The 25265-nt window shown below is 69.8% G+C and carries 29 protein-coding genes and 1 pseudogene; 16 read left to right on the forward strand and 14 right to left on the reverse strand.

From position 1 onward, the window contains the following. Positions 1-128 precede the first annotated feature (128 nt). Complete coding sequence (locus ABT342_RS17935) at positions 129-743, forward strand: Uma2 family endonuclease (RefSeq protein WP_351574101.1); 615 nt, start codon at positions 129-131, stop codon at positions 741-743. Here the strand turns inward: ABT342_RS17935 and ABT342_RS17940 are convergent. Continuing rightward, complete coding sequence (locus tag ABT342_RS17940) at positions 733-1566, reverse strand: ABC transporter permease (protein WP_351574104.1); 834 nt, start codon at positions 1564-1566, stop codon at positions 733-735. The genes ABT342_RS17935 and ABT342_RS17940 overlap by 11 nt on opposite strands. After that, complete coding sequence (locus ABT342_RS17945; RefSeq protein WP_502965567.1) at positions 1566-2516, reverse strand: ATP-binding cassette domain-containing protein; 951 nt, start codon at positions 2514-2516, stop codon at positions 1566-1568. Before ABT342_RS17945 ends, ABT342_RS17940 begins: the two co-directional genes overlap by 1 nt. A gap of 149 nt (positions 2517-2665) precedes the next feature. Between ABT342_RS17945 and ABT342_RS17950 the strand changes: the two genes are divergently transcribed. After that, positions 2666-3397: a TetR/AcrR family transcriptional regulator gene (locus ABT342_RS17950; RefSeq protein WP_351574110.1), complete on the forward strand. Its 732-nt coding sequence runs from the start codon at positions 2666-2668 to the stop codon at positions 3395-3397. 106 nt (positions 3398-3503) lie between these two features. Here the strand turns inward: ABT342_RS17950 and ABT342_RS17955 are convergent, their stop codons facing one another. Then, the gene (locus tag ABT342_RS17955; protein ID WP_351574112.1) at positions 3504-4484 is read right to left on the reverse strand and encodes a YncE family protein; all 981 of its coding nucleotides are present in this window, start codon (positions 4482-4484) and stop codon (positions 3504-3506) included. 69 nt (positions 4485-4553) lie between these two features. Here ABT342_RS17955 and ABT342_RS17960 point away from each other — a divergent pair, with 69 nt between their 5' ends. The 3 genes from ABT342_RS17960 (at position 4554) to ABT342_RS17970 (ending at position 5972) form a co-directional block, all read left to right on the forward strand. Then, positions 4554-5240: a GDSL-type esterase/lipase family protein gene (locus ABT342_RS17960; protein WP_351574114.1), complete on the forward strand. Its 687-nt coding sequence runs from the start codon at positions 4554-4556 to the stop codon at positions 5238-5240. Between the two features lie 94 nt (positions 5241-5334). Then, positions 5335-5535: an antitoxin gene (locus ABT342_RS17965; RefSeq protein ID WP_351574116.1), complete on the forward strand. Its 201-nt coding sequence runs from the start codon at positions 5335-5337 to the stop codon at positions 5533-5535. Then, positions 5532-5972: a CBS domain-containing protein gene (locus tag ABT342_RS17970; RefSeq protein WP_351574119.1), complete on the forward strand. Its 441-nt coding sequence runs from the start codon at positions 5532-5534 to the stop codon at positions 5970-5972. Before ABT342_RS17965 ends, ABT342_RS17970 begins: the two co-directional genes overlap by 4 nt. 78 nt (positions 5973-6050) lie before the next feature. Here the strand turns inward: ABT342_RS17970 and ABT342_RS17975 are convergent, their stop codons facing one another. From ABT342_RS17975 to ABT342_RS17985, 3 genes are all read right to left on the reverse strand, one after another. Beyond that, on the reverse strand, positions 6051-6362 hold the full coding sequence (locus ABT342_RS17975) for a hypothetical protein (protein ID WP_351574122.1): 312 nt from the start codon (positions 6360-6362) through the stop codon (positions 6051-6053). 55 nt (positions 6363-6417) lie between these two features. Then, entirely contained in the window at positions 6418-7338 is a 921-nt protein-coding gene (locus ABT342_RS17980) for a hypothetical protein (protein ID WP_351574125.1), read from the reverse strand. A gap of 144 nt (positions 7339-7482) precedes the next feature. Next, positions 7483-7881, reverse strand: coding sequence for a hypothetical protein (locus tag ABT342_RS17985; protein ID WP_351574128.1), 399 nt, complete (start codon positions 7879-7881; stop codon positions 7483-7485). An 83-nt stretch (positions 7882-7964) separates the two neighbouring features. Between ABT342_RS17985 and ABT342_RS17990 the strand changes: the two genes are divergently transcribed. The 4 genes and pseudogenes from ABT342_RS17990 to ABT342_RS18005 all read left to right on the forward strand — a co-directional run bounded on the left by ABT342_RS17990 (position 7965) and on the right by ABT342_RS18005 (position 10135). Beyond that, positions 7965-8774, forward strand: a complete 810-nt coding sequence (locus ABT342_RS17990; protein WP_351574131.1) for a helix-turn-helix domain-containing protein — start codon at positions 7965-7967, stop codon at positions 8772-8774. Further along, positions 8771-9019, forward strand: a complete 249-nt coding sequence (locus ABT342_RS17995; protein WP_351574134.1) for a DUF397 domain-containing protein — start codon at positions 8771-8773, stop codon at positions 9017-9019. Before ABT342_RS17990 ends, ABT342_RS17995 begins: the two co-directional genes overlap by 4 nt. Further along, positions 9013-9438 (forward strand): annotated as a pseudogene (locus ABT342_RS18000) (NUDIX hydrolase); the annotation flags it as partial. The gene ABT342_RS17995 and the pseudogene ABT342_RS18000, both read left to right, overlap by 7 nt. Before the next feature lie 103 nt (positions 9439-9541). Further along, positions 9542-10135: a Uma2 family endonuclease gene (locus tag ABT342_RS18005; RefSeq protein WP_351574137.1), complete on the forward strand. Its 594-nt coding sequence runs from the start codon at positions 9542-9544 to the stop codon at positions 10133-10135. Positions 10136-10153: 18 nt separating this feature from the next. Here ABT342_RS18005 and ABT342_RS18010 read toward each other — a convergent pair whose 3' ends face one another. Both ABT342_RS18010 and ABT342_RS18015 read right to left on the reverse strand, forming a co-directional pair. Then, on the reverse strand, positions 10154-10873 hold the full coding sequence (locus tag ABT342_RS18010; RefSeq protein ID WP_351574139.1) for a class F sortase: 720 nt from the start codon (positions 10871-10873) through the stop codon (positions 10154-10156). Positions 10874-11020: 147 nt separating this feature from the next. After that, complete coding sequence (locus ABT342_RS18015) at positions 11021-12346, reverse strand: hypothetical protein (protein WP_351574142.1); 1326 nt, start codon at positions 12344-12346, stop codon at positions 11021-11023. A gap of 329 nt (positions 12347-12675) precedes the next feature. On the opposite strand from ABT342_RS18015, the gene ABT342_RS18020 reads away from it, so the two are divergent. Further along, complete coding sequence (locus ABT342_RS18020; RefSeq protein ID WP_351574145.1) at positions 12676-14706, forward strand: phosphocholine-specific phospholipase C; 2031 nt, start codon at positions 12676-12678, stop codon at positions 14704-14706. Here the strand turns inward: ABT342_RS18020 and ABT342_RS18025 are convergent. Beyond that, complete coding sequence (locus tag ABT342_RS18025; protein ID WP_351574148.1) at positions 14703-15239, reverse strand: carboxymuconolactone decarboxylase family protein; 537 nt, start codon at positions 15237-15239, stop codon at positions 14703-14705. The two genes, ABT342_RS18020 and ABT342_RS18025, sit on opposite strands and share 4 nt — an antisense overlap. A 23-nt stretch (positions 15240-15262) precedes the next feature. Between ABT342_RS18025 and ABT342_RS18030 the strand changes: the two genes are divergently transcribed. The 3 genes from ABT342_RS18030 (at position 15263) to ABT342_RS18040 (ending at position 18024) form a co-directional block, all read left to right on the forward strand. Beyond that, positions 15263-15781: a MarR family winged helix-turn-helix transcriptional regulator gene (locus tag ABT342_RS18030; RefSeq protein ID WP_351574151.1), complete on the forward strand. Its 519-nt coding sequence runs from the start codon at positions 15263-15265 to the stop codon at positions 15779-15781. Between the two features lie 120 nt (positions 15782-15901). Continuing rightward, on the forward strand, positions 15902-17107 hold the full coding sequence (locus ABT342_RS18035; protein ID WP_351574154.1) for an NAD(P)/FAD-dependent oxidoreductase: 1206 nt from the start codon (positions 15902-15904) through the stop codon (positions 17105-17107). Next, complete coding sequence (locus ABT342_RS18040; protein ID WP_351574157.1) at positions 17104-18024, forward strand: RNA polymerase sigma-70 factor; 921 nt, start codon at positions 17104-17106, stop codon at positions 18022-18024. The genes ABT342_RS18035 and ABT342_RS18040 overlap by 4 nt, the downstream gene beginning before the upstream one ends. Before the next feature lie 19 nt (positions 18025-18043). Here the strand turns inward: ABT342_RS18040 and ABT342_RS18045 are convergent, their stop codons facing one another. Beyond that, entirely contained in the window at positions 18044-19030 is a 987-nt protein-coding gene (locus ABT342_RS18045) for an SGNH/GDSL hydrolase family protein (protein ID WP_351574160.1), read from the reverse strand. Between the two features lie 73 nt (positions 19031-19103). Between ABT342_RS18045 and ABT342_RS18050 the strand changes: the two genes are divergently transcribed. Further along, positions 19104-20096, forward strand: coding sequence for an aldo/keto reductase (locus tag ABT342_RS18050; protein WP_351574162.1), 993 nt, complete (start codon positions 19104-19106; stop codon positions 20094-20096). A gap of 457 nt (positions 20097-20553) precedes the next feature. On the opposite strand, the gene thpR is transcribed toward ABT342_RS18050, so the two are convergent. From thpR to ABT342_RS18065, 3 genes are read right to left on the reverse strand one after another with little or no spacing between them, the layout of a single operon-like run. Beyond that, a complete protein-coding gene (gene thpR, locus ABT342_RS18055; RefSeq protein ID WP_351574164.1) occupies positions 20554-21117 on the reverse strand; it encodes an RNA 2',3'-cyclic phosphodiesterase in 564 nt (187 codons plus the stop codon). Further along, positions 21114-22445 (reverse strand): MFS transporter, encoded by a 1332-nt coding sequence (locus ABT342_RS18060; protein WP_351574165.1) that lies wholly within the window; start codon positions 22443-22445, stop codon positions 21114-21116. Before ABT342_RS18060 ends, thpR begins: the two co-directional genes overlap by 4 nt. 26 nt (positions 22446-22471) lie before the next feature. After that, positions 22472-22909: a MarR family winged helix-turn-helix transcriptional regulator gene (locus ABT342_RS18065; RefSeq protein WP_351574167.1), complete on the reverse strand. Its 438-nt coding sequence runs from the start codon at positions 22907-22909 to the stop codon at positions 22472-22474. 121 nt (positions 22910-23030) lie between these two features. On the opposite strand from ABT342_RS18065, the gene ABT342_RS18070 reads away from it, so the two are divergent. Continuing rightward, entirely contained in the window at positions 23031-23213 is a 183-nt protein-coding gene (locus tag ABT342_RS18070; protein WP_351574169.1) for a ribbon-helix-helix protein, CopG family, read from the forward strand. Positions 23214-23267: 54 nt separating this feature from the next. Here the strand turns inward: ABT342_RS18070 and ABT342_RS18075 are convergent, their stop codons facing one another. Then, positions 23268-24734: an NCS2 family permease gene (locus ABT342_RS18075; protein ID WP_351574171.1), complete on the reverse strand. Its 1467-nt coding sequence runs from the start codon at positions 24732-24734 to the stop codon at positions 23268-23270. A gap of 191 nt (positions 24735-24925) precedes the next feature. Between ABT342_RS18075 and ABT342_RS18080 the strand changes: the two genes are divergently transcribed. Beyond that, a complete protein-coding gene (locus tag ABT342_RS18080; RefSeq protein WP_351574174.1) occupies positions 24926-25225 on the forward strand; it encodes a DUF2530 domain-containing protein in 300 nt (99 codons plus the stop codon). The last annotated feature ends 40 nt before the right edge of the window (positions 25226-25265 follow it).

Genomic DNA, 25265 nt, shown 5'->3' on the forward strand with positions numbered 1-25265 from the left:
GGCCACTGCGCGGGGTCCGGGCCTTGAGCCGCTCAGTCATACGTACGAGTGACGCCTCTCGTACCGGGCACTCGGAGGCTCACCGCCCTACGATGATGCTCTCGACACCAGCCACCAGGAGGCCCGCAATGTCTGCAGCCGCAGCCGAGCACCCCTGTGACGGCGAGCCGCGGACGCTACTCGAAGAGGCCGACCGCCTCATGGAGCAGCTTCCCGGCTACCGCGTCGAGATCATCGGAGGCGTCCTCACCGTGACTCCACCCCCGGACCCAGATCACGCTGACGTACTGACGGACGTGATGATCCCGTTCCTGGCTGCGGGGTTGCACGGAACGGAGACCAGAGTGCACCAGGGCATCGGCCTGTGGCTCCCGGACGGCCCGGAGGACTACGCCATCCCCGACCTCGCCGTGGTCGACGCCGACTTCCGAGAGCATCTGATCGAGTTCAAGTGCTGCGACCCAGCGATCTTCCGGCTCGTTCTTGAGGTCACCTCCAGCAATTACAAGAACGATCTGCGGAACAAGGTCATCGCATACGCGCGGGCCAAGGTCCCGGTCTATGTGATCGTCGACCGAAAGCACACCCGGGTCCATATCTTGACGAACCCCATCGCCGATGAATACGACAACCATGAGATCTACGCTCCCGGCCAGCAGATCACCCTGCCCGACTCCATCGGAGCCGAGGTCAAGTTGGATGTGACCGAGCTGCTGACGGCTGCGCGAGCGGTCACCGACTGAGCCGCTGGAACCTCCGCACCGCCAACGGCAAAAACACAGCCGTGATGATCAGCGGCCACACCACCGCCATCAGCACCGCGTGCTGTTCGACCCATGTCCCGCCCCCGGCCCCCGGGTTGCCGAACAGTTCCCGGGTCGCCGCCACCGTCGAGGAGATCGGGTTCCAGGCGGCCACCGGTGCCAGCCAGTCGGGCATCAGCTCGGGGGCGACGTAGACGCTGGAGATCATGGTGAGCGGGAAGACGACGGCGTAGAGCCCGCCCGCCGCCTCCGCGTTCGGGACGACGAGGCCGCACCACACGCCCACCCAGATCAGGCTGAAGCGCAGGAGCAGCAGCAGCCCGAAGCCCGCCGCGGTCGCCGCGAGGCCGCCGTCCGAGCGCCAGCCGATGGCGAGGGCGGTGGCGGCCAGGATGGCGAGTTCGGCGGCGGCGACGACCAGGTCGGCGACGCCCTGGCCCGAGCAGACCGCCGACGGGGCCATCGGCATGGAGCGGAAGCGGTCCATGACGCCCCGGGTCATGTCCGTCACGACGGCCGTGGCGGTGGACATGAAGCCGAAGGCCATGGTCATGGCGAACATGCCGGGCATCAGGAACGCCCTGTAGTCCCCGCCGCCCGGCACCTGCATGGCGCCACCGAAAACGAAGCCGTACAGCAGTACGGAGACGATCGGGAAGCCGAGCCGCCAGAGGATGCCGACGGGCGCGCGGCGGTAGTGGATCATCGTGCGGCGTACGACGTTCCCGCAGTCGACGAACGCCCAGTACAGGCGCCCGGCCGGGCCCTCCGCGCGCGGAACGGTCAGGTCGACGGTCGTCATCAGGCGGCCTCCTCGGTCGTCCCGGTCGTGTCGGTCGTGTCGGTCGTGTCGGTCGTGTCGGTCGCCGCGTGTCCGGTCAGGCGCAGGAACACGTCGTCCAGGCTCGGCCTGCGCAGCCCGAGGTCCTCGACCGCGATCCCCTCGTCCTGGAGGGTCCGCGCCACGTCCGTCAGCGCCGCCACCCGGTCCTCGACCGGCGCGTGCACCCGGCGCCCCAGGTCATCGGTCTCCGGCTCGGCGGCCGCCACCCGGGCCACGGCCTTCAGCGCGGCCGGCAGCGCGGCGGACTCGGCGACCACCACCTCGATGCGGTCGCCGCCCACCGCGTTCTTCAGCCCGTCGGGGGTGTCGTCGGCGATGACCCGCCCCCGGTCGATGACGGTGATGTGCGAGGCGAGCCGGTCGGCCTCGTCCAGGTACTGGGTCGTCAGCAGTACGGTCGTGCCGCCCGCGACCAGCGCCCGTACCGCGTCCCACACCTCGCCCCGGCCGCGCGGGTCGAGCCCGGTCGTCGGCTCGTCGAGGAAGAGGACGTCCGGGGCGAGGATCATCGAGGCGGCGAGGTCGAGCCGGCGCCGCATGCCGCCGCTGTAGTCGCTCACGCCCTTGTTCGCCGCCTCCGTCAGGCCGAACCGCTCCAGCAGCTCGTCCGCCCGGCGCCGGGCCCGGGACCCGCCCAGCCGGAAGAGCCGGCCGAACAGCTCCAGGTTCTGCCGCCCGGTGAGCCCCCCGTCCACGGCCGCGTACTGCCCGGCGAGCCCGATGCGCCGCCGCACCCCGTGCGGGTCGGCCGCCACGTCGAGCCCCGCGACCAGGGCCCGGCCGCCGTCGGCCCGCAGCAGGGTCGCGAAGACGCGTACGGCCGTCGTCTTGCCCGCGCCGTTCGGGCCGAGCAGTCCGTGCACCGTGCCGCGCCGCACGGCGAGGTCGAAGCCGTCGAGCGCGTGCATCTCGCCGTACCGCTTGCGCAGTCCTTCCGCCAGCACCGCGTATCCGTCCACAGAGCCCTCCCGCACCTGGTAACGAGTAACTGAGTACACCGTACTCGCATGAGAGTACACCGTACCCAATTTTAGAGAACGGGCTTAGGCTGAGGCCCATGACGCGCAGCAGTCTCGAACTCCTGTGGGGCACCGGCGAACGCCCCAGCCGCGGCCCCAAGCCGGGCATCGGCCTCGACCGGATCGTCACCGCCGCCGTCGAGGTCGCCGACGCCGAGGGCCTGGACGCCGTCTCCATGCGCCGCGTCGCCACCGAGCTCGGCGTCGGCACGATGTCGCTCTACCGGTACGTCCCCGGCAAGGCGGAGCTGCTCGACCTGATGCTCGACCGCGTCCAGGCCGAGTCACTCGCCGCCGAGCCGCCCCGGGAGGTCGACTGGCGCGAGGCGATCGGGATCCTGGCCCGCAGCTACCGGGCGCTGTTCCACGCACACCCCTGGCTGCTCAAGGTCAACGAGGCCCGCTCGGCCCTCGGCCCCAGCACGCTGCGGGGTCTGGAGCTCTGCCTGACCGGGCTCAAGGGGATGGGACTGACCGACCCCGAGACGATCTCCGTGATCATCACGGTGCAGAGCTTCGCCACCGGCATCGCGCGGATGGAGATCCAGACCGTCGAAGCGGCCAAGGAGACCGGCGTGAGCCACGAGGAGTTCTGGGAAGGCCAGCGCCCCTACCTGGAGCGGGCCATGACGAGCGGCGAGTTCCCGCACATGGCGGCCCTCGCCGAGGACACGTTCCGGACGGACTTCGACCACTTCGCCTTCGGCCTGGCCCGCCTCCTCGACGGCTTCGAGGCCCTCGTCAAGAGCCGGGCGGCCCGTCAGCCCTGACCGCGTCTGCGCGGCACGTCGACAGGGCGCGCCTGCGCCGAGGGCTTCGCCTCGCGCGCACCCGCACCGGGCCGCCGGCCTCCGCGCCACACCCGCGCCCGGGGCCTCAGCCCTGAGAACGCCTGCGCCGGGAGCGGAAGGCCAGCACGGCGAGGACGGCGACGGCGAGTGCGCCGGCCGGGACGGCGAGGCCGTTGCCGTCGTCGGTCTGCGACGCGGCGCCACCGCCCGGCTTGGCCGTACCCGTGCCGCCGGGGGGCGACTCGCCGCCCGGCTTCCTCTCGACCTCGCGCCGCACGACCTCGCTCTGCTCGCCCTCCGTCCCGAACATCAGCGCGCTGCCGTCCGACGTGTACGTCACGGACTCCGACTGCCCCTGGATGGGCGCGCCGACGGGGTGCTCCTTGCCGAGCCGCCCGCCGCTCCACGCGTACCCACGCGCGCTGAAGTAGGAGCGCAGCACCAGCTCCGTCCCGTCCGGCGAGAACGCCCCGTCCGTCACCCACGGCACCTCGCCGATCCGCCGGAAGACGTTCGTGGCCCCCGTCGCCAGCCGGGCCGGGCCCTCGTAGAGCCCGCCGCCGTCCTCGTGCTTGCTGGCGATGTAGACCCGGCCCGTCTTCGGATGGACCATCATCGCCTCGGCGTTGCGCGGGCCGCCCTCGTACTGCACGACGTACTGCGTGGCCTGCACCGTGATGTCCTTCAGGGCGCGCGGCTCGGGAAACCGGTAGATCCAGACGTGCTTCCAGGAGTCGGCGTTGTCGCCGATGTCGCCGACGTACACATAGCCGTCGGGGCCGATGGAGATGGCCTCCATGTCCCGCGGCTTGCCCACGCCGCTCAGGGTGACGGTCGCGACGGTCTCGCCCGTCTTCGCGTCGACGGCGAACACACGCGGCTCGTCCTGGTCGTTGTGCGTCCAGTACACGCCCGGGTGGACGCGGCTCGCGGCGAGCCCGCTGGACTCGGTGATCCGGGGGTCCTTGATGGTGAACCCGGCACCGTCATCGGCGAAGGCGGCAGTGGGCACGGCGGCGCCGGACAGGAGCACGGCGGCGAGCAAGGTCGTACGCAACGAACGCATGCCCCAAGTGTCCATCGTCACGTCACGGCCAGGGGTGTCACCCGGCGCAGGTCGGCCATCATTACCCCCATGCGTTTCATGTTCGTCGGTGACTCCATGACCATCGGACGCGCCGGCGACTACACGTGGCGCTATCGGATGTGGCAGCACCTCAACCGCTCCTTCGGCGGCCCGTACCGCATCGTCGGCCCGCGCACCGAGCTGTACGACACGACCACGGACGCGCCCGTCTCGACGGCGTACGCCGACCCCGCCTTCCCCGAGCGCTCCCGCAAGCACCTGGCCGGCTGGGGCGAGGGCTGGCTGCACATGGCGCCGTTGATCCGGGAGACGGTGACCGCGACCAAGGCGGACATCCTGCTGGTCTCGCTGGGCCTGATAGACCTCGGCTTCTACACGAACAGCAGTCAGACCGCCGTGAACGCCCGCGCGTTCATCGCCGAGGCCCGCGCCGCGAACCCGCACGTCCGGGCGGTCCTGATGCCCGTCATCCGCAACGTACGGGCCGAGTCCGACGCCCCCTTCGCGGCGGAGTGCGACCGCTTCAACGAGCTCCTCGCGAAAACGGTCGCCGACCTCGACACGGCCACGTCGCCGCTGCTGCTGGCGTCGCCGCCGGCGTCGTACGACATCCACGGCGACACGTACGACGGCACGCACCCGGGCCCGTCCGGCGAGCACAAGCTGGCGGCGGCCTTCGCCGAGGCGATGTACCAGGCCTGGGACCTGGGCGCCCCGTACGAGCCCGCTGCCTGAGCGGCCCCTGACCGGGACATTCCCGTGCGGATGCGAACCGCGCGAGGTGCGGTGACTCTGGAGGCGTGGGGGTTACACCGTTAGGAGGACGTCCATGTCCGTGATGGACAAGCTGAAACAGATGCTGAAGGGCCACGAGGACAAGGCGGGGCAGGGCATCGACAAGGCCGGCGACTTCGTCGACGAGAAGACCCAGGGCAAATACCAGAGCCAGGTCGACACCGCCCAGGACAAGCTCAAGCAGCAGTTCGGCGACGACCAGAGGCAGAGCGACCCAGGACAGGACCGGCCATGACTCGAACCACACAGCTTTCCGCGCGCGACATCATGACGAGCGGCGTACAGTGCGTCGGCGCCCACCAGTCCCTGATGGACGCGGCCAAGATGATGCGCGACATGAACGTCGGCTGTCTGCCCATCTGCGGCGACAACAACAAGCTCACCGGCATGATCACCGACCGTGACATCGTCGTCCAGTGCTGCGCCGAGGGCATCGACCCGGCAACGGTCCAGGCCGGCTCGCTGGCCGGCCAGCTCCACTGGATCGACGCGAGCGCGACGGCGGACGACGCGCTGGCGATGATGGAACAGCACCAGATCAAGCGACTGCCGGTGATCGATGTGGAGCAGGGCCACCAGCTCTGCGGCATGATCACGGAGGCCAACCTCGCGAAGAACCTCACGGACGCCCAGATCGCGGAATTCGCGACCCGGGTCTACGCGAACGCCTGACCGGTCGGGGCGGCGGCGACCCGCGCTCTCCCTGGGCGCCGCCGCCCGGATCAGTCGCTGGCGATCAACGCGTCGATCTCAGCCTGCGTGTAAGCCGGGGCCGCCGCCTGAGCGCAGGACGCGGAGAGAGATTGCCAGATCGGCGAAGTCGATCGCCCGCTCCCTGTCCTCCACACTGGAGGCGCTGTCCGCGAGGGCCTGCGTCCACCAAGCGTCGAGGAACGCGTCGAAGATCGCGCCCTCGGACAGAGCGGAAAGCTCGGCGTCGAGATCGGCGAGCCGTTCGGGCTTCAGAGCCGCGCGAATCCCCTTGAGGTTGCGCGGGACCACCTCCCCGGTGAACCCCAGGTCCTGCCGGGCCTCCTCCAGGATTTCGCTCCATGCCGCCACGTCCCTGCTCCTCTCCTGGGCTGCCTGCCGGGCCACGGCAGCAGGGTAGGACTTGCTAAGCATGGGCGCCGACCTCCTCCACGAGCGTCCGCCAGTCCACCGCTCTCGGGACGGGACGTTGTGCGCTGGACGCTCGGCCGAGGCGGCAGGCGCCGCAGTGCGTCTCGTCGCCGAGGGGGCGGAAGACGTGGTCGGGGCCGGGGCCCTCGCAGACGACCAGGGCGGGCGGCCCGGTGGGAGCCGCTGTGGCCGTGGCGGTGGCGGCGGGCTCGGGCTCGGGCAGGCCGGGGAGCTTGTGCAGCAGCCGGTGGCGTACGAAACCGGCTGCCGAGCGGACCCCGGTGCGCGGCAACCCGCTGGTCAGCGCGTGCCGCAGGTCCGCCGCCGAGACTCCGCGCCGCAGCCACTCCGCCGCCGCGTCGGCGAGGCCACGTGCCTCGCGGACGCCGAGCAGCAGCTCGCGGTGGGTGTGCCGCAGCGACAGCAGGACGCGTTCGGCCTGGACCACCTCGCCGCCCCTTGCGGGCTCCGGCTCCGGTTCGGGATCCGGTTCCGGGGCCGGTTCGGGGTCCGGTGCCTTGGGTGGGTGGTGGGCAGTTGTCTTCTCACCGTCTTCGGCTTCCGGAGGGGAGGCACCGGCCGTCCGACCGCCCGTCGCACCGACCGCCGGAACCGGGTCACTCGGTGGGGTGCCTTCGCGGAGCTGGTCCGCCTCCTCGCCCGAGAGGCAGACGTTCGAGCAGAGCTGATCGGTGCTCCAGCGCCCCCGCTGGCTCTGCCACCGCCACTCGTGGAAGTAACCGCACTCCAGGAGCTGTTCCTTGGCCTTCTGGTACGCCCGGCCCTTGATGCCGAGCTCCTCGGCGATGTCGCTGAGGGGCCTGCGCGCCTTGTCGTCGGGGAGCCCCTGAATATGGATCAGGAGGATCTTCGCGTCGCTGTTGAGCCGCCGATGGCGGACGAGGTCGTGCGACACCTTAGTGAAGCGCCGAGTGGGCGCGATAACATGCGTAAGCACTTTCTGGTGGGTCCGATCCACTGGTGGTGAAGGTCCTCGGATTTGGTGTTGGCGCACCGCCGGGGACCGCTCCATGTATGCACACAGAGCGTGATGACGCGATTACCGTAGCGCACATGTGGCCATCTCGTGCAACAACTGCGGGTCCACGTACGGCACTTCGGCGGTAGGCAGCGACCTCCAGTCCAGCGGCCACGTGAACCCGTCCAGCGCCGGTACGCCCACGAAGGCCGCGCCTCCGCTGAGCCGCGTGATCGCCCGCGTCCCCGCCGGCCACGCGTGCGCGGCGGCGGTTTGCGGGGGCAGCAGGAAGTACATGTTCCGCTCGCCGGTGGCCTCGCGGATGATCGGCCCGGCCTGGAAGTCCGTGAACTGCATGAGTTCGTAGGCCACTTCCTCGCCGGTGCAGCCAGGGATGCGGACGGCGTCGAAGTGGATACCCGCATGTCGCAGGGCATGCCCGGAGGCGGGCACCCATGAGGGTGCGATTGCTCGGTTCATGAAACAGAGCATTGCGGCGCGGGCTTCAATGTGACCAGCACCACAGGGTGTTGGTGCAGGTCCGTGCACTCTGGGAGGGCGCTGTGCACAACGGTGAACGTGGCTCGAAGTCCTTCGGCGCGCTGCTGCGTTTCTATCGCGGCTTGAATGGGATGTCGCAGGAGGCACTCGGCGCGCGCATCGGGTTCTCCAAGTCGCAAGTGGCGATGGTGGAACGGGGGGAGCGGCCACCACGCGGAAATTTCGTGGCGAAGGCCGATGAGGTGCTGGGTGCACGAGGTGCACTACTGGTGGTGGCGGAGAAGGAGTTCGAGGACTCCGGGATTCCGCCGTGGACTGAGGACTACTTGGTCGAGGAGCGGAAGGCCATCTCTCTCCACACGTACCAGAACCAGGTGATCCCGGGCCTGCTCCAGACTGAGGCGTACGCGCGGGCGGTCTTCAACTGCAACTACTGCCCGCCCCTGGATGACGACGAGGTCGAGAAACAGGTCGCACTCCGGCTGGAACGCCAACAACTCTTCCACCGCAAGCCCACGCCCGTGGTCAGCTTCGTGCTGGAGGAGAGCATGCTCACCCGCCCGCTGGGCGGCCCTCAGATTGTCAAGGAGCAACTGCACCACGTCAATGAAGTCGGCAGGCTCCGCCATGTAGAAGTGCAGGTCATGCCGCACGATCGACAGACCCACGCCGGGCTTTCGGGCCCCATGATCCTGCTGGAGACACCTGAGCGCCGCCAACTCGCGTACGTCGAGGCACAAGGCGGCGGCTACTTCGTGACCGAACAGCCGCACCTGGGCAACCTGTTCGGCAAATATGGCATTCTGCGAGCGCAGGCCCTCACTCCCGAAGAGTCGGCGAAGCGGATCGAAGAGGCGGCACAGGCACTATGAGCACCGAACTCAACTGGTTCAAGAGCAGCTACAGCGCCAACCAGGGCGAGTGCGTCGAGGTCGCCCTCGCATGGACCAAATCCACGTACAGCGCCGAGCAGGGCGAGTGCGTCGAGGTCGCCACCACCCCCACCACCATCCACGTCCGCGACTCCAAGAACACCACCCGCCCCGCCCTCACCCTCTCCCCCACCGCCTGGTCCGCCTTCCTCGCCGACACGACCCGGAGGCTCCCGTGCGCCTGAAACGTCGCGCGGCCCGCGTCGCCGTGCTCGACCCCACCGGCGCCGTCTTCCTCTTCCGCTACGACAACGAAGAGGTCGGCGTCCACTGGGCCATGCCCGGCGGCGGGCTGGACCCCGGCGAGACCCCGCGCGAGGGCGCCCTCCGGGAGCTGCGCGAAGAGACCGGCTGGACCGATCTGGAGCCCGGCGCGCTGCTGTGCACCTGGGAGCACGACTTCACCCGGGCCGGCATCCAGGTACGCCAGCACGAGCACATCTACGTGGCGTACGGCCCCCGTCGTGAGCCCACGGACGGCGTCGCCGCCGCGCACGCCGACGACAAGATCCTGGGCTGGCGCTGGTGGACGCCGGACGAGCTCGCCGCGTCCCCCGACGCCCTGTGGCCGCCCGATCTCGCCGCGCTGCTGGCCGTGCCGTAGGCATATTCGTTCATTTCTTGTCACCCCGTGCCGCCGTCGCCCTGCGTATCGTTGAAACGCGCGGCTGGACGCGACCACGCGGCAGCCGGGGAGGAGCGCCACAGTGACCGTCGTAGAGACCGACAGGATCGAGATGGCCGACAGCGACAACGAGCTGACCTTGGACGAGTGGTTCGAGGCGCTTGAGCGGATGCCCACCCCCGAGGGTTACAAGGTCGAGATCGTCGAGGGGACCGTCTACATGTCGCCGCAGCGCCATGCTCACTGGCAGATCATTCGCCGGATCGTCCGCGCGCTGGAGGACGAGTGCGGCATGGATGTCCTGGTCGCGTCGGACGAACGCATCGACTTCCCCGGTCATCTGAACGGCCTGGCCCCGGACGTGGCAAAGCTGCGCGACGGTGCCGAGCCGGATGCCAAGGGCCTCTGGCGCTGTCAGGACGTCGAGTTCATCGCCGAGGTCATCTCCAAGGGGACCGGCCTCAAGGACTACGGGCCGAAGAAGACCGCCTACGCGACCGCCGAGGTCCCCGTCTACCTCATCGTCGACCCGTACGTCGGCAAGTGCCGCGTCTACACCCACCCCAAAGACGGGGACTACGTCAACGACCTCTCGGTCACGTTCGGCGGGGAGATCGACCTCACGAACACCCCCGTCGGCCTCACCCTCACCACCGACGAGTTCCCTCGCGATTGAGACCGTGCGCTCGTCGCCTCAGGCAGCGCGGCGCGAGGACGCGAGGTGGGCGAAGACCACCAGGTTCTCGTTGTAGTCCTTGGTGACCTTGTTGTACATCCCGGCGCAGGTGATCAGCCGTAGCTGGGCGGCCGCGGTGTCGTTGTAGACGCGCGCGTTGGGGAAGTTCGCCTTGCTGAACGTCTCCACGGAGTCGACCTTGAACGTGGCGACGACACCGTCCTGGCGGGTGATGTGGACCGGGTCGCCGGGCTTGAGCGTGCTGAGGTCGACGAAGACGGCGGGGCCCGTCATCGTGTCGAAGTGGCCCGTGACGATCGACGTGCCGCGTTCCCCGGGAGCGGGGCCGTCCTTCCACCAGCCGACCAGGTTGTTGTCGTCCTTCGGGGGCGCCTCCAGGTTTCCGGCGGGGGCGATCTTCAGGGTGGTGAAGGGGGCGTCGACAAGGATCTTGGGGATCGAGATCCGGTTCGGGGCGGAACGGGGCAGCGGCGGAGCGGGTTTGGCCGGGACGGCGGCCTTGGGAGGCACGGGAACGGCGCCCGAGGGGCCGGCGGCTCGCTGGGTGGGGACGGCCGCGGGGCGGGCCGAGTGCCTGCTCTCCCCGGTCGTGTCGACGGAGGTGTAGATCAGCAGGGCGCCCACACCTGCTGCGGCGAGAGGCCACATCAGAGCCTTCCGGATGGACCGGGCGGTGGACCGGGGTGAGGGCTGGTCGGAGGGCTGCCGGAAGTTCATGCGAGCGGGCCTTTCCGTGGAGCGGTGTGGCGACGTGAAGATGAGGAGGAGTGGGGGGAAGTGGGGGGAAGCGCCATCGCCGCGGCCACCGCCCGATGAGACGGTGGCCGCGGCAGCACTGTGATGACGGCTAGAGGTGCGGCCGCATTAGATCTGGGCACCGCGTGACGCGTTGCGACGGCGCATCTTGTACGCTCCGACGCCCAGACCACCGAGCATCAGGGCCGACCCGGCAGCCAGGCTGCTGCCGTTCGTGGCGAGACCGCCACCACCGGTGTCGTGACCACCGTTGGGCTTGTCGTGGTCGTCGTCATCGTCGTCGTGGTCGTCGTCGTCATCGTCGTCGTCATCGTCGTCGTGGTCGCCGTGGCCGTGGCCGTGGCCGCGGTGGCCCTTGCCGTGGTCGTCCCCGTTGTCGTCCTTGTCGTCCTTGTCGCCGTTGTCGTCCTTCTTGTCCTCTTCCTTCTTGTCTTCTTCCTTGGTGGAGTTCTCCTCCTTCGTGGAGCTCTCCTCCTTGGTCGAGTTCTCGTCCTTGACAGAGTTCTCATCCTTCGAGGAGTTCTCGTCCTTGACCGAGCTCTCGTCCTTCGTGGAGCTCTCCTCCTTGGTGGAGTTCTCCTGCTTCGAGTAGCCCTGGTCCTTCTTCTCGGAGCTCTCCTCCTTGGCGGAGTCCTGCGCGTTGCTGGAGTTCTCCTCCTTGGCGGAGCCCTGCGTGCTGCTGGTGTCCTGAGCGCTGTCGCTCTTCTCGCTCGACTCGCTCTTCTGGGGGTCGTCGTCGACGAACGTCATCGCCAGGGCGCCGCCGCCGGTGTCGTGACCACCGTTGGGCTTGTCGTGGTCGTCGTCATCGTCGTCGTCATCGTCGTCGTGGTCGTCGTCGTCATCGTCGTCGTGGTCGCCGTGGCCGTGGCCGTGGCCGCGGTGGCCCTTGCCGTGGTCGTCCCCGTTGTCGTCCTTGTCGCCGTTGTCGTCCTTGTCGCCGTTGTCGTCCTTCTTGTCCTCTTCCTTCTTGTCCTCGCCCTTCGTGGAGGTCTCCTCCTTCTTGGAGGTCTCCTCCTTGGCGGAGTTCTCGTCCTTCTTGACCGCGCTCTCGTCCTTGGTGTCGGCCTTGCCGGTCTCGTCCTCGGCGCCGATCAGAGCCAGGGCGCCACCACCGGCGTCGTGACCACCGTTGGGCTTGCCGTTGTCGTCATCGTCGTCGTCGTGGTCGTCGTCGTCGTGGTCGTCGTCATCGTCGTCGTCATCGTCGTCGTGGTCGCCGTGCTTGCCACCGTTGTCGTGGCCGTTGTCGTGCTTGCCACCGCCGTCGCGGCCGTTGTCGCCGTTGTCGCCCTTGTCTCCGTTGTCGTGGCTGGAGGAAGAGCTGTCACTCTTGACTTCCTCGGCAACCGTCAGGGCGTACGCCACGGGCGCGGTGACCGTGAGAACCGCGGTGACCGCGGCTGCGAGGCACATCTTGCGGGCAGAGCGCATGGGAGCATTCCTTTCGCCGCGACTGCGACGGCTGACACATCGTCGGCGCATCGGATCGCAGTGGCGACTGGCTTCACCGTCAGCCGGATTCCTGCCACGCACCAGCCGAGAACGTCGCATTAGAGGTAGTTCGTGGGCTTTTCGGGTGTCATACAGGCAGATAATCACCCATTGGACGGCCAGCCACACGGAACGGGTGCCGACCCCGCCCCGAGCCCGCGCAACATTCGGTGTCGCCCCGCTGAACTCTCGTGCACCGTTATTGACCCTTCATCCCCCCGCCCCGAGGCTTTCCCCGTCCTCAGACCATCACCTCGAAGGGTCCGCCGGTGGATCGTCGCAAGTTCCTGGGAGTGGCCGCCGCAGCGGCCGGAGCAGCAGGGCTGCCCGCGCTCGAACTGGGCACGGCGTCCCGCGCCCACGCCCGTGCCGCGGCCGCCGGCACAACCACCGCGGGCACACTCGCGGACGTCAAGCACGTCGTCGTCCTCATGCAGGAAAACCGTTCCTTCGACCACTACTTCGGCCGGTTGAAGGGCGTACGCGGCTTCTCCGACCGCAGCGCGATGCTCCTCGACGGCGGCCGTACGGTCTTCGATCAGAAGAACGGAACCGGCCGTCAGTTCCCGTGGGCGCTCGGCGCGACCACCGGCGGCGACCCCCGTCTGCTCGCCCAGTGCAGCGACGGCCTCGGCCACACCTGGAGCACCCAGCACGGCGCCTGGAACCAGGGTCTGCTCGACGGCTGGTCGGCGTCCGTCGGCGGCGTACGGACCATGGGGTACCTGGACCGGGCCGACATCCCCTTCCACTACGCGCTCGCCGACGCGTACACGATCTGCGACGCGTACTACTGCTCCGCGCTCAGCGGCACCGGTGCCAACCGTGCGTTCCTCTTCAGCGGGAAGATCGACAGCACCCACTACGACGGGGGCGAGCTGCACGGCTGCACCTGGAAGACGTACGCCGAGAACCTCCAGGACGCGGGCGTGTCGTGGAAGGTCTACCAGCGGGCGAGCGACAACTTCGGCGACAACGGGCTGGCGTACTTCAACCAGTTCGTGAACGCGGCCCCCGGCACCCCGCTCCACGACCGCGGTATGGCCTCCGTCCCCGGGTCCAAGCCCACCCATGAGGCGATCGCGGACGCGATCCGGGCCGATGTGACCGCCGGGACGCTGCCGCAGGTGTCGTGGATCGTCGCGGACGCGGAGTTCTCCGAGCACCCCTCCGGCGGCCCGCCGGGAGACGGCCACCACTTCGTGAACATGGTGCTCCAGGCCCTGAACGCCGACCCGGACGTCTTCGACTCCACCGTCGTCTTCCTCAACTACGACGAGAACGACGGCTACTTCGACCACGTCCCGCCGCCCGTCCCGCCCAGCGGCACCGCCGGCGAGCTCGTCATCGGCGGAAAGCCGGTCGGCCTCGGCTTCCGGGTGCCGATGATCGTCGTGTCGCCGTGGACGCGCGGCGGCTGGGTGAGCTCCGAGGTGTTCGACCACACCTCCGTGATCCGCTTCCTGGAGCGCTGGACGTCGGCGATCGGCCGCCCGGCCACGTCCCCCAACATCAGCGCCTGGCGCCGGGCGGTGTGCGGCGACCTGACCGGCCTGTTCGACTTCGGCTCACCGGTGTACGGGCTGCCCGCCCTCCCCGCGACCTCGATCATCGGCTCGGCCTGCGGCGGCGTACCGAACCCGGCCCCGCCGAACAACGCCCTGCCCGTCCAGGAGCCGGGCACCAAGCCGGCCAGGGCGCTTCCCCATCAGTCGAACGGCTACCTCGACCGGTTCGAGTTCGGCGCCTCCGGCAAGATCCTGGCCTGGTTCGCGATGGCCAACGAGGGTGCGGAGGCGACGAAGGCCGCCCACTTCTCCATTCACCCGAACGCCCACCGCTCTCGCACCCCCTGGCAGTACACCGTCGGCGCGGGCGGCCGCCAGGAGGACTTCTTCAACATCGGGTCCGGCTACGGCGACGGCGCGTACGACATCAGCATGTACGGGCCGAACCGTTTCCTCCGCCGCTTCAGGGGCAACGCCAAGACCGCCGGCAAGGACGTCTCCGTACGCAGCTACTACGCCGTCCACAGCGGCACCGGCAAGACGGCGGTCTGGTTCTCGCTCAAGAACGCCTCCACGGCCGCCGTCACCTTCACCATCACCTCGAACAACTACCGCTCCGACGGTCCGTGGACCTACCAGGTCCCGGCGGGCGGCAGCGTGGACGACTACTTCAACGCGGTGGCGTACCACGGCGGCTGGTACGACTTCACGATCACGGTGAGCAGCGATTCCGCCTGGTCACAGCGGTTCACCGGGCATATCGAGACGGGGGCGGCGAGCGTCACGGGCTAGACCTGGGCGCGGACCAGGCGGTTCGCGAACGTCGACATCGTGTAGGCACCGATCCCGAGGACGACTTCGAGGGCGTTGCGCTCGGTGAAGCCGTACGACAGGAAGTCCTTCAGTACGCCGTCGTCGACACCGCCCGCCGCGGCGAGGACCTCCAGGGTGAAGCGCCGTACCGCTTCGAGTCGCTCGTCGGGGAGCGGGAGCCGGTCGCACAGTGCGGCGATCAGCTCCTGCTCCGCGCCGAGCGCGCGCAGCTTGGCCGTGTGTATGTCGACGCACACATGGCAGTCGTTGCGGACGGCGACGGTCATGACGACGGTCTCGCGGGCGAGCGGCTCCAGGGTGCTGCGCTCGAAGCTCGCGCTGAGTCCCAGGAAGCCGGTGAGCAGTTCCGGCGATTCGGCGAGGCGGGTCACGGCGTCCGGCAGGTGGCCGAAATGACGGACGACGCCCTCCATGGCCTTGCGGGACGCGGCCGGCGCGGTCTCCAGGGTGTGGCTGGTGAACATGGACTCCACGGATTCCACGGACTGCATGAGCTCCCCCTAAAATCGACAACATGGTTGACGAGTCGAAGGTAAACCAGGTTGTCGAATCGAGCAAGGGAGTAACCGCGGACGGCAGGGGATACGAGCTGCCCCTGCTCCTCTTCGCGGGCTTCCGCACCCTCATCGACCGCCTCCACGCGGAGCTCGCCCGCCAGGGCCACCCGGACGCACGCCCCGCCCACGGCTTCGCCATGCAGGCGATCGGGGTCGACGGCGCGACGGCGAGCGAGATCGGGCGGCGGCTCGGGGTGTCCAAGCAGGCGGCCGGAAAGACCGTCGACCGGCTGGTCGCCCTCGGCTACGCGGAACGCGCGAACGACCCCGCCGACGCCCGCCGCAAGACGGTCCGCCTCACCCCGCACGGCCTGGACGCCCTCGCCCGGTCGGCGGCGGTCTTCGACGAACTGCGGGCCGAGTGGGCGCGGACGCTGGGTGAGCCGCAGCTGCGGGCGCTGGAAGAAGCGCTGCGCACGGTCGTACCGGCGGAGGCGTTCCGCCTGGACGCGGCGGGCTGGCTCGGCGGCGTGTGAGGCCCGGCGGGGGCGGAGCCTTCGACAGCCGTGTGCTGTGCATCACATCGACTCCATGTCACGGACGGGCGGTCCACTTCCATCTGGTGGTTGTCGACAGCGATGGAGGAGGACGGAACGATGAGCACACAGCAGGAAACCGGCATGACGGTCACCCACCGTGTGGTGGTCCTGGGGGCCGGGTACGCGGGCATGGCCGCAGCCATCCAACTGGCGGCCCGGGGCAAGCGGCACGAGGGCGTGCAGGTGACCGTGGTGAACGCGCGGGAGCGGTTCACCGAGCGCATGCGGCTGCACATGACGGCGACCGGGCAGCGGCTCGCCGAGCTGAGCATCCCGGAGCTGCTGGAGGGCACGGGGGCGCGATTCGTACGGGGCTGGGTGACGGCGGTCGACGCGGACGCCAAGACCGTGCGGATCGACGACGACCGGGTCCTGCACTACGACACGTTGGTGTACGGGTTGGGCACGGTGGCCGACACGTCGGCGGTGCCGGGGGTCGAGGACCACGCGTACACCCTGAGCGGCGGCCAGGACGCCGAATTGCTCGCCGACCGGCTGGGGCGGCTCGGCAGCGGCACGGTGGTGGTCGGCGGGAGCGGGCTGACCGGCATCGAGTCGGCCGCGGAGATCGCCGAGCGACACCCGGAGTTGGACGTCGTGCTGCTGGGCCGGGCCGAGCCCGGTGCGGCCATGAACCCGAAGGCCAAGGCGTACGTGCACGCCGCGCTCGACCGGCTGGGCGTCCGGGTGCGCGCCGGCGTCGAGGTGGTGAAGGTGTTGCCCGACTCGGTGGAGCTGGCGGGCGGGGAGAGCATCGCCGCCGACGCGGTCCTGTGGACGAGCGGTACGCGGACCTCGCCGCTGGCAGCCGCCGCCGGGCTGACCGTCGATGACCGCGGACGCATCGTCACCGACGCCGCACTGCGGTCGGTGTCCCACCCCGACGTGTACGCGATCGGCGACGCGGCCGCGATCCGCCAGGGCTACGGCGTGATGCACGGTACCTGCCAGGGCGGCATGCCGACCGGAGTGCACGCCGCGCTGTCGATCGACCGGGTGCTCAGGGGCAAGCAGCCCAAGCCGTTCCGCTTCGGCTACTACCACACGCCGGTGAGCCTGGGACGCGGCGATGCCGTGGTGCAGTTCACCCGCCCCGATGACAGCCCGCGCCGGATCTGCCTGACGGGCCGCATGGCCGTCCGGTACAAGGAGACGGTGACCGCCTCGCCCTGGCCGACCTACGGCCGTATGAAGAAGATGCCCGCCTCGGGCGCGTTCTGGCCCCGCGGGGGCCGCTTCACCCGTGTCCGGGGGACCAAGTGACCGACCTGTACGCCCAGCCCGACCAGCAGGTCTTCCACGAGCACCGGCGGCTGCTGTTCTCCGTGGCCTACCGCCTCCTGGGCACTGCGGCCGACGCCGAGGACGCGGTCCAGGACGCCTGGATCAAGTGGTCCGCCGCGGACCGCTCGCAGGTGGCCGACCCCAAGGCGTACCTGACGCGGATCGTCTCGAACCTGGCGCTGGAACGGCTGCGCTCGACCCGGCACAAGCGCGAGACCTACGTGGGGCCGTGGCTGCCGGAGCCCATCCTCACGGGTGGGGATGCCTCCGAGGTCGCCGCGAACACCGAGTCCGTGTCGATGGCCATGCTGGTGGTGCTGGAGACGCTCAGCCCGCTGGAGCGGGCGGTGTTCGTGCTCAAGGAGGTCTTCGACTTCAGCCACGCCGAGATCGCCGAGGCGGTGGAACGTTCCGAACCCGCGGTGCGTCAGGCCGCGCACCGGGCCCGCGAGCACGTGCGGGCCCGGCGGCCACGCTTCGCAGCCGACCGGACCCGGCAGCGCGAGGCCACCGAGCGGTTCTTCGCCGCCACGACCGGCGGTGACATCAACACCCTGATGGAATTGCTGTCCCCGGACGTCACCCTGTGGACCGACGGCGGCGGCAAGGTCCGCCAGGCCCTGCGCCCGGTTGTCGGCGCGGACACGGTGGCCGGCTGGTTCGCGGCCATCCGCACCGTCACGTACCAGGGCATCGAGCCCGCCGACATGAGAGCCGAACTCGTCGACATCAACGGCGCGGCGGGCATCGTCTTCAGCGCGCCGGGACGCGTGATCGCCACCGTCACGTTCGACTTCGGTGCGGACGGCCGCATCACCGCCATCCACAATGTGGCCAACCCGGACAAACTCCAGGCCGTCGCCGACGGCACCGCCTACGACATCGGGACACGGTGAGCAGCACGCAAGGCCCGCCCTACTTCCCGTACAGGTCCGCGACCACCCGGGCCACGGCGTCCCCGAACACGTCGCGGCCCGTCTCGTTCGCGCGCAGGAACCACGGCAGCGGCTGGTGGAGGAGCGTCACCCCGGACTTCTCCAGCAGGCCGCCGATCGCCCGCTCCTTACCGTCGCACGCGGTCATGGCACCGGACGCGGCGTAAAGGTCCACGAAACGCGCGCCGTTCGCCTGCGCCCTGGACCGCATGAGGTCGTTGAGCGGGACCTGCACGTGGCGGTCCAGGAACGCCATCGCGTCCTCGGGGACATCGGCCAGCGGCCGCTCGTCGCCCTCGGGGACCTTCTCCAGGCACCGCTTCGGGTCCGCCGGGACCAGCCGTGGATAGCCGACCAGGACCGTCTTCGCGTCCGGCGACTCACTGCCGATCTCCGAGAAGAGCTTGTCCAGATCCTTCCCGGTCTCCTCGAAGCGGTCCTTCAGCCACGGCGCGCCCGCGCCCTTCTCGAAGAAGGAACGGCAGCCCGCCGCCGGGGAGTCCGCGGCCACGGCGGTGTCCGGCAGCAGCGCGCCCTCGGTGCCGCGCAGCCGGGCCGAGCACTGCTTGAGAACGCGCGCGAGCCCGAGGGTGTCCGCGCCGAGGCCGACGACGACCAGGCCGGTGTCCTTGGCCAGGGCCTCCTTCTGCGGCCGGGCGGTCATTCCGCCGCCGAGGTCCTGCGGCTCCCACACATGGCCGACCCGCGCGCCCGTGCACGAGACATCGGCGCGGACGTCGAGGAGGACGGACTGGTCGCCGAGCTGGTCGGCGACGACGTCCGGGAGGTTCTCCTTCGCCCGTACGCACAGCAGCGCGCCGTCGCCCTCGTCGACGGGCGCGATGCCGTACCCGGCGACGTACGCGTCACCGAGCACGACGGTACGGACGGGCTCGGGGTTCGCGGCGCCGGCGAGGGCGCCGGGCGCCAGTGCGGCCAGCACGACAAGGGACACAGTCCTTCGCATGCCGATGCCAACGAGAGAACCGGAGCGAGGTGCTCTTGCCTGGAGTGCACTCCAACGCGTTGGCTTGGGTGACATGGAGTACACGCAGCTTGGACGCACGGGACTCAAGGTCGGCCGCCTCGTCCTCGGCACGATGAACTTCGGGCCGCAGACGGACGAGGCCGAAAGCCACACGATCATGGATGCCGCGCTGGACGCGGGCATCAACCTCTTCGACACCGCCAACGCCTACGGCTGGGGCGCGAACAAGGGCCGTACCGAGGAGATCATCGGGAACTGGTTCGAAAAGAGCAGCGACCGCCGGGACAAGGTGGTGCTGGCCACCAAGGTGTACGCCAACATGGGCCCGGACGGCGAACCGGTCTGGCCGAACCACGACAAGCTGTCCGCCCTGAACATCCGGCGGGCGGTCGAGGCCAGCCTCAGGCGACTGAAGACCGATCACATCGACCTGTACCAGTTCCACCACATCGACCGGGACACTCCCGTCGAGGAGATCTGGCAGGCCGTCGACGTACTGATCCAGCAGGGCAAGATCCTCTACGCCGGATCGTCGAACTTCCCCGGCTGGAAGATCGCCCAGTCCGACGAGACCGCCGCACGGCGCGGCATGGTCGGACTGGTCAGTGAGCAGTGCCTGTACAACCTGGCCGAGCGGCGCGCCGAGATGGAGGTCATCCCCGCGGCGCGGGAGTACGGCCTCGGGATCATTCCGTGGTCGCCGCTGCACGGCGGGCTGCTGGGCGGGATGATCAAGAAGCAGGTCGAGGGCGGCAGGCGCGCCACCGGCCGCGCGGCGGACGCCCTCACCGACCCTGCCGTGCGCGCGCAGGTCCAGGCCTACGAGGACCTCCTCGACAAGCACGGACTGCCCCCGGGCGAGGCGGCCCTCGCCTGGCTGCTCACCCGCCCCGGCGTGACGGGCCCGATCGTCGGCCCGCGCACGCTGGACCAGCTCACGTCGGCCCTGCGGGCGGTCGAGCTGGAACTGTCGGAGGAACTGCTGGCGGAGCTGGACGCGATCTTCCCGGGGCCGGGGGCGTCGCCGGAGGCGTTCGCCTGGTGAAGCGCGGTGACGGTCAGGCCACGTACGACACCGCGATGATCGCGAACATCAGTACGAGCACACCGGCCATGATCCGGTTCCTGGTCTTGGGGTCCACCCCCTGAGACTAGCCGCCGGGGGGTGGGGCGGGTGCGGGTGGGGGGCGCCTGCGGCGGGCTTGTTCCCCTACCCACCCTCCCCCAGAGCTTCGCCTGGGAGGTACCCCCATCCCGCAACTGGGGCTCCGCCCCAGACCCCGTTGCGGGGGCTCCGCCCCCGAACCCCCGCGCCTCAAACGCCGGCGGGGCTGGATTCTCCAGCCCGTCCGGCGTTTGAGGACACGGCGGAAGGCCGTACGGGGGGCTGGGGGCTTGCCCCCCACGCGGCGGAGCCGCAAGTCGACACTGCGGGAAGGGGCGGGGCGGGGAGAGAAGCCCGCCGCAGGCGCCCCCACACGGGCCCGGGACGAAGCCCCCGGTCAATCGCCCAGCGGCCACGCGCACACCGTCTCGTACCGCGGCTGCTCCCCCGTCACCCCGCCCCTCGGCAGGTTGCTGCGGACGAGCGCGAGCTCGGCGGCCTGCCAGGGGGTGCCCTCGAAAGCGTGGAGTGCGTCGACGTACGGGCGCAGGTCCGTGTCCTCACGGGCGCGGGCGATCGTCAGATGCGGGTGGTACGCGCGGTGCTCGTCCATCGGCACGCCCGCCCGCCGCGCCGCCGCGTTCGCCCGCTCCGCCAGCATGCGCATCGCGTCGAGCCCGCCGGCCGCCCCGATCCACAGGACGCGGCGGCCGAAGTGGCCGCCGCCGTGCAGCCGCAGGCGGAAGTCCTCGCTGTGGTGGGCGGCGCGGCCGAGACGCTCGTGCAGATCGGGCAGGAGGGCGTCGTCGACCTCGCCCATGAAGGCGAGTGTGAAGTGCCAGCCGGGGCGCTCGGTCCAGCGCAGCCCGTCGGCTTCGGGGAGTGCGTGCAAGGGGTCGACGGCACGTCCGAGTTCGCGTAGAGCTTCGTCGGGCGGGATCACGGCGGCGAAGAGTCTCATACCGCCAGTCTGGCGCGATCACGCGCCTCCCGGGGAACGAACCGCACCTGCGGCCTGCCGCCCCGCCGCATGTCGACCCGTACCCGCAGCCCGCCGACCCGGACCAGGATCAGGCCGATCGCCGCTGCCGCCGCCATGGCGACCAGCCCGCCCGTCGCGAAGCCGATCCGCGCCCCGTACGTGTCGGTGATCCAGCCGACGATGGGCGCGCCCACGGGCGTACCGCCGACGAAGACCATCAGGTACAGGCTCATCACCCGGCCCCGCATCACCGGGTCCGTGGCCATCTGGAGGGACGAGTTGGCGGTGACGTTCACCGTCAGTCCGACCATGCCGATCGGGACGAGCAGCAGCGCGAAGAGCCAGAACGACGGCGAGAACGCGGCCGCGATCTCCAGCACCCCCAGCAGCGCCGCCGCACCGACGAGCATCCGCAGCCGGGACGATCCGCGCCGGGCGGCGAGCAGGGCGCCCGCCAGGGAGCCGGCCGCCATCAGGGTGTTGAGCAGGCCGTACGTACCGGGGCCCACGTGGAAGACCTGGTCGGCGAAGGCCGTCAGCCAGATCGGGAAGTTGAAGGCGAACGTGCCGATGAAGCCGACGAGCACGATCGGCCAGATCAGCTCGGGCCGCCCGGCGACGTACTTCAGGCCCTCTCGCAGCTGCCCCTTGCCGCGCGGCGCCCGCTCCACCTTGTGCAGCTCGCCCGTGCGCATCCGCAGCAGCCCGACGACCGGCGCGAGGAAGAAGAGGCCGTTGAGCAGGAACGCCCAGCCGCTGCCCACCGCCGTGATCAGCACACCCGCCACGGCCGGTCCGACGAGCCGCGCGGACTGGAAGTTCGCGGAATTGAGGCTGACGGCGTTGCGCAGCTGGTCCGGGCCGACCATCTCGGAGACGAAGGACTGCCGGGTCGGGTTGTCGACGACGGTGACCATGCCGAGCAGGAACGCGATCAGATAGACGTGCCAGACCTGGACGTGGCCCGAGAGGGTGAGCGTCGCCAGCGCGAGGCCGCACAGGCCCAGTGCGCCCTGGCTGAACAGCAGGATGCGGCGCTTGGGGTAGCGGTCGGCGATGACGCCGCCGTACAGGCCGAAGAGGAGCATCGGCAGGAACTGCAGGGCCATCGTGATCCCCACGGCGGCGGCCGAGCCGGTGAGGCTCAGGACCAGCCAGTCCTGGGTGATGCGGGCCATCCAGGTGCCCGTGTTGGAGACGATGGCTCCGGTGAAGAACAGCCGGTAGTTGCGGATCTTCAACGAGCCGAAGGTGCTGTGGGTGGATGTGGGTGCGGGTGCGGAGTCTGCTCCGGGTCCCGTACGCAAAGGGGCTCGCCTCCTCAGGCAGTCGGTTACAGGTGTGCGAGCTTCTCCAGAACAGGGGCGGCCGCGCGCAGCTTGGCCCACTCGTCCTCGTCCAGGCCCTCGGCGAGGGTGGCCAGCCAGGCGTTCCGCTTGCGGCGGCTCTCCTCGAGCATGGCCTCGGCCTGCTCGGTCTGGCTGACGACCTTCTGCCGGCGGTCGTCGGGGTGCGGCTCCAGCCGGACCAGCCCCTTGGACTCCAGCAGCGCCACGATGCGGGTCATGGACGGCGGCTGGACGTGCTCCTTGCGGGCCAGCTCACCGGGGGTGGCCGAGCCGCAGCGGGCGAGGGTGCCGAGCACCGACATCTCGGTGGGGCTCAGCGATTCGTCGACGCGCTGGTGCTTGAGGCGTCGGCCCAGCCGCATGACGGCCGAGCGGAGCGAGTTCACGGCGGCAGCGTCGTCGCCGTGGGTCAGGTCAGGCATAGTCCTTAGAGTAACTCATTACCCAATCTAAATACCAATGGGGTCACCCAGTCACTCATACGAGTGAGCCGGGCCGGGAAAGTGACACGACGGCCGGGCCCGGCCAGCGAGCCTGACCCGTATGGGATCGACAGTGCTCAGCCTGCGGATAGACGGAGAGCTGCTCGACCGGCTCCGGGAGCATGCCGCCAGACGCGGAATGAGCGTCCAGGACTACGTGGTCCGGACGCTCATTCGCGACGACTTCGACGAACGCTTCCAGGCGGCGGTCGACGAAACACAGAAGTTCTACGGCCTCACGTGACCTCCGCGACCTCCGCGAGGGCCATGAAGGCAACGTGAGGAGCTACGTGAGGGGCTACGTGAGACCCAGCGACGGCATCACGTAGAAGAACACGAACACCGCCGACACCACGTACATCGCCACCGGCACCTCACGCCCGCGCCCGGTCGCCAGCCGCAGCGCGCTGAAGGCGACGAAGCCGATGCCGATGCCGTTGGTGATCGAGTACGTGAACGGCATCATCACCATCGCCAGGAACGCCGGAACGGCGATGGTGAAGTCGCTCCAGTCGATGTCCTTGACCGACCCCGCCAGGATCAGGAAGCCCACCGCCAGCAGCGCGGGCGTCGCCGCCTGGGACGGCACCATCGTCGCCAGCGGGGTGAGGAACAGCGCCACCGAGAAGAGCCCGCCGGTCACGACGGAGGCGAGTCCCGTCCGGGCCCCCTCGCCGACGCCCGCCGTGGACTCCACGAAGCACGTGGTCGCCGAGGACGAGCTCGCGCCGCCCGAGGCGACCGCGAGGCCGTCCACCAGCAGCACCTTGTTGATGCCGGGGAAGTTGCCGTCCTTGTCCATCAGCTTGGCCTCGTCGCCGACGCCGAGGATCGTGCCCATCGCGTCGAAGAAGCAGGACAGCAGCACGGTGAAGACGAACAGGCAGCCGGTGAGCAGGCCGACCTTCTCGAAGCCGCCGAACAGGCTCACCTCGCCGACCAGACCGAAGTCCGGCGTGGCGACCGGGTTGCCGGGCCAGGCGGGGACCGTGAGGCCCCAGGCCTGGCCGGGCAGCTTCGCGACCAGCTGGATGACGACCGCGAGGGCCGTCATCACACCGATCGAGATCAGGATCGCGCCCGGGACCTTGCGGATGACCAGGGCGAGCGTGAGCAGCGTTCCGAGGACGAAGACCAGCACCGGCCAGCCGGACAGGTGGCCGCTCAGGCCGAGCTGGAGCGGGACGGTGGTGTGCGCGGCGTCCGGGATCCGGGAGACGAAGCCGGAGTCGACGAGGCCGATCAGCATGATGAAGAGGCCGATGCCGATGGCGATGCCCTTGCGCAGGCCGAGCGGTACGGCGTTCATGACGCGCTCGCGCAGCCCCGTCGCGACGAGCAGCATCACGACGACACCGGCGAGCACGACCATGCCCATGGCGTCCGCCCAGCTCATCCGGGGGGCGAGCTGGAGGGCGACGACGGTGTTCACACCGAGGCCGGCAGCCAGGGCGATCGGGACGTTGCCGATGACGCCCATCAGGAGCGTGGAGAGGGCCGCGGTCAGCACGGTGGCGGTGACCAGCTGGCCGCCGTCGAGCTGATGCCCGTACATGTCCTTCGCGCTGCCGAGGATGATCGGGTTCAGCACGATGATGTAGGCCATCGCGAAGAAGGTGGCGAAGCCGCCGCGGATCTCCCGGGAGAACGTGGAGCCGCGCTCGGAGATCTTGAAGTAGCGGTCGATGCGGCTGGGGACGCCGGTGCCGGAATCCGGCTGCTGCGGCTGCTGGACGTCCACAGGAGCGGTGGCCGTGGGGGGCATACGAGACCTCGTCGAGATGGATGTTCGTACGAACAAAACCGGTCGGACGCAAACCGCTTCAGTATGAACGTATGAGCGACAAATGGGTATCTCCGCGCGTAGAGGCCAGTACCTACCGGGGCTCCGCGTGCCGTGCGAGTGCTGCGCGGGCGCCGTTCGGGGTCGTACAGGGGCCCCATACACTTGTCCGTATGGCGAAGTGGACCCCCAAGCACGAGGCACCCGAGCCCCTGGAGGGGCCCGTCGTCGCCACCATCGTCGGCGGCACGATCATCTGGTTCGTGCTCTTCCTCGTCCAGGTCCCCTTCTACAGCTGGTTCGCCGACCGCGATCTGACCTGGTGGGTGTGGACCTGCCTCGCCGGTGGGGGCCTCGGCCTCATCGGCATCTGGTACGTGCGGGGGCGCGACGCGGCCCTCAAGCGCGCTGCTGCCGCACAGGCGGCGGAGCCCGTCGTACCCGAGGACCGTCCGGGTCCTACCGGGGTCTGAAGTTCACCCCGCTCGGGGGGTGAACGCCGTCCCGCCGCCG

Source organism: Streptomyces sp. NPDC000410 (assembly GCF_040300305.1).
Taxonomy (GTDB): domain Bacteria; phylum Actinomycetota; class Actinomycetes; order Streptomycetales; family Streptomycetaceae; genus Streptomyces.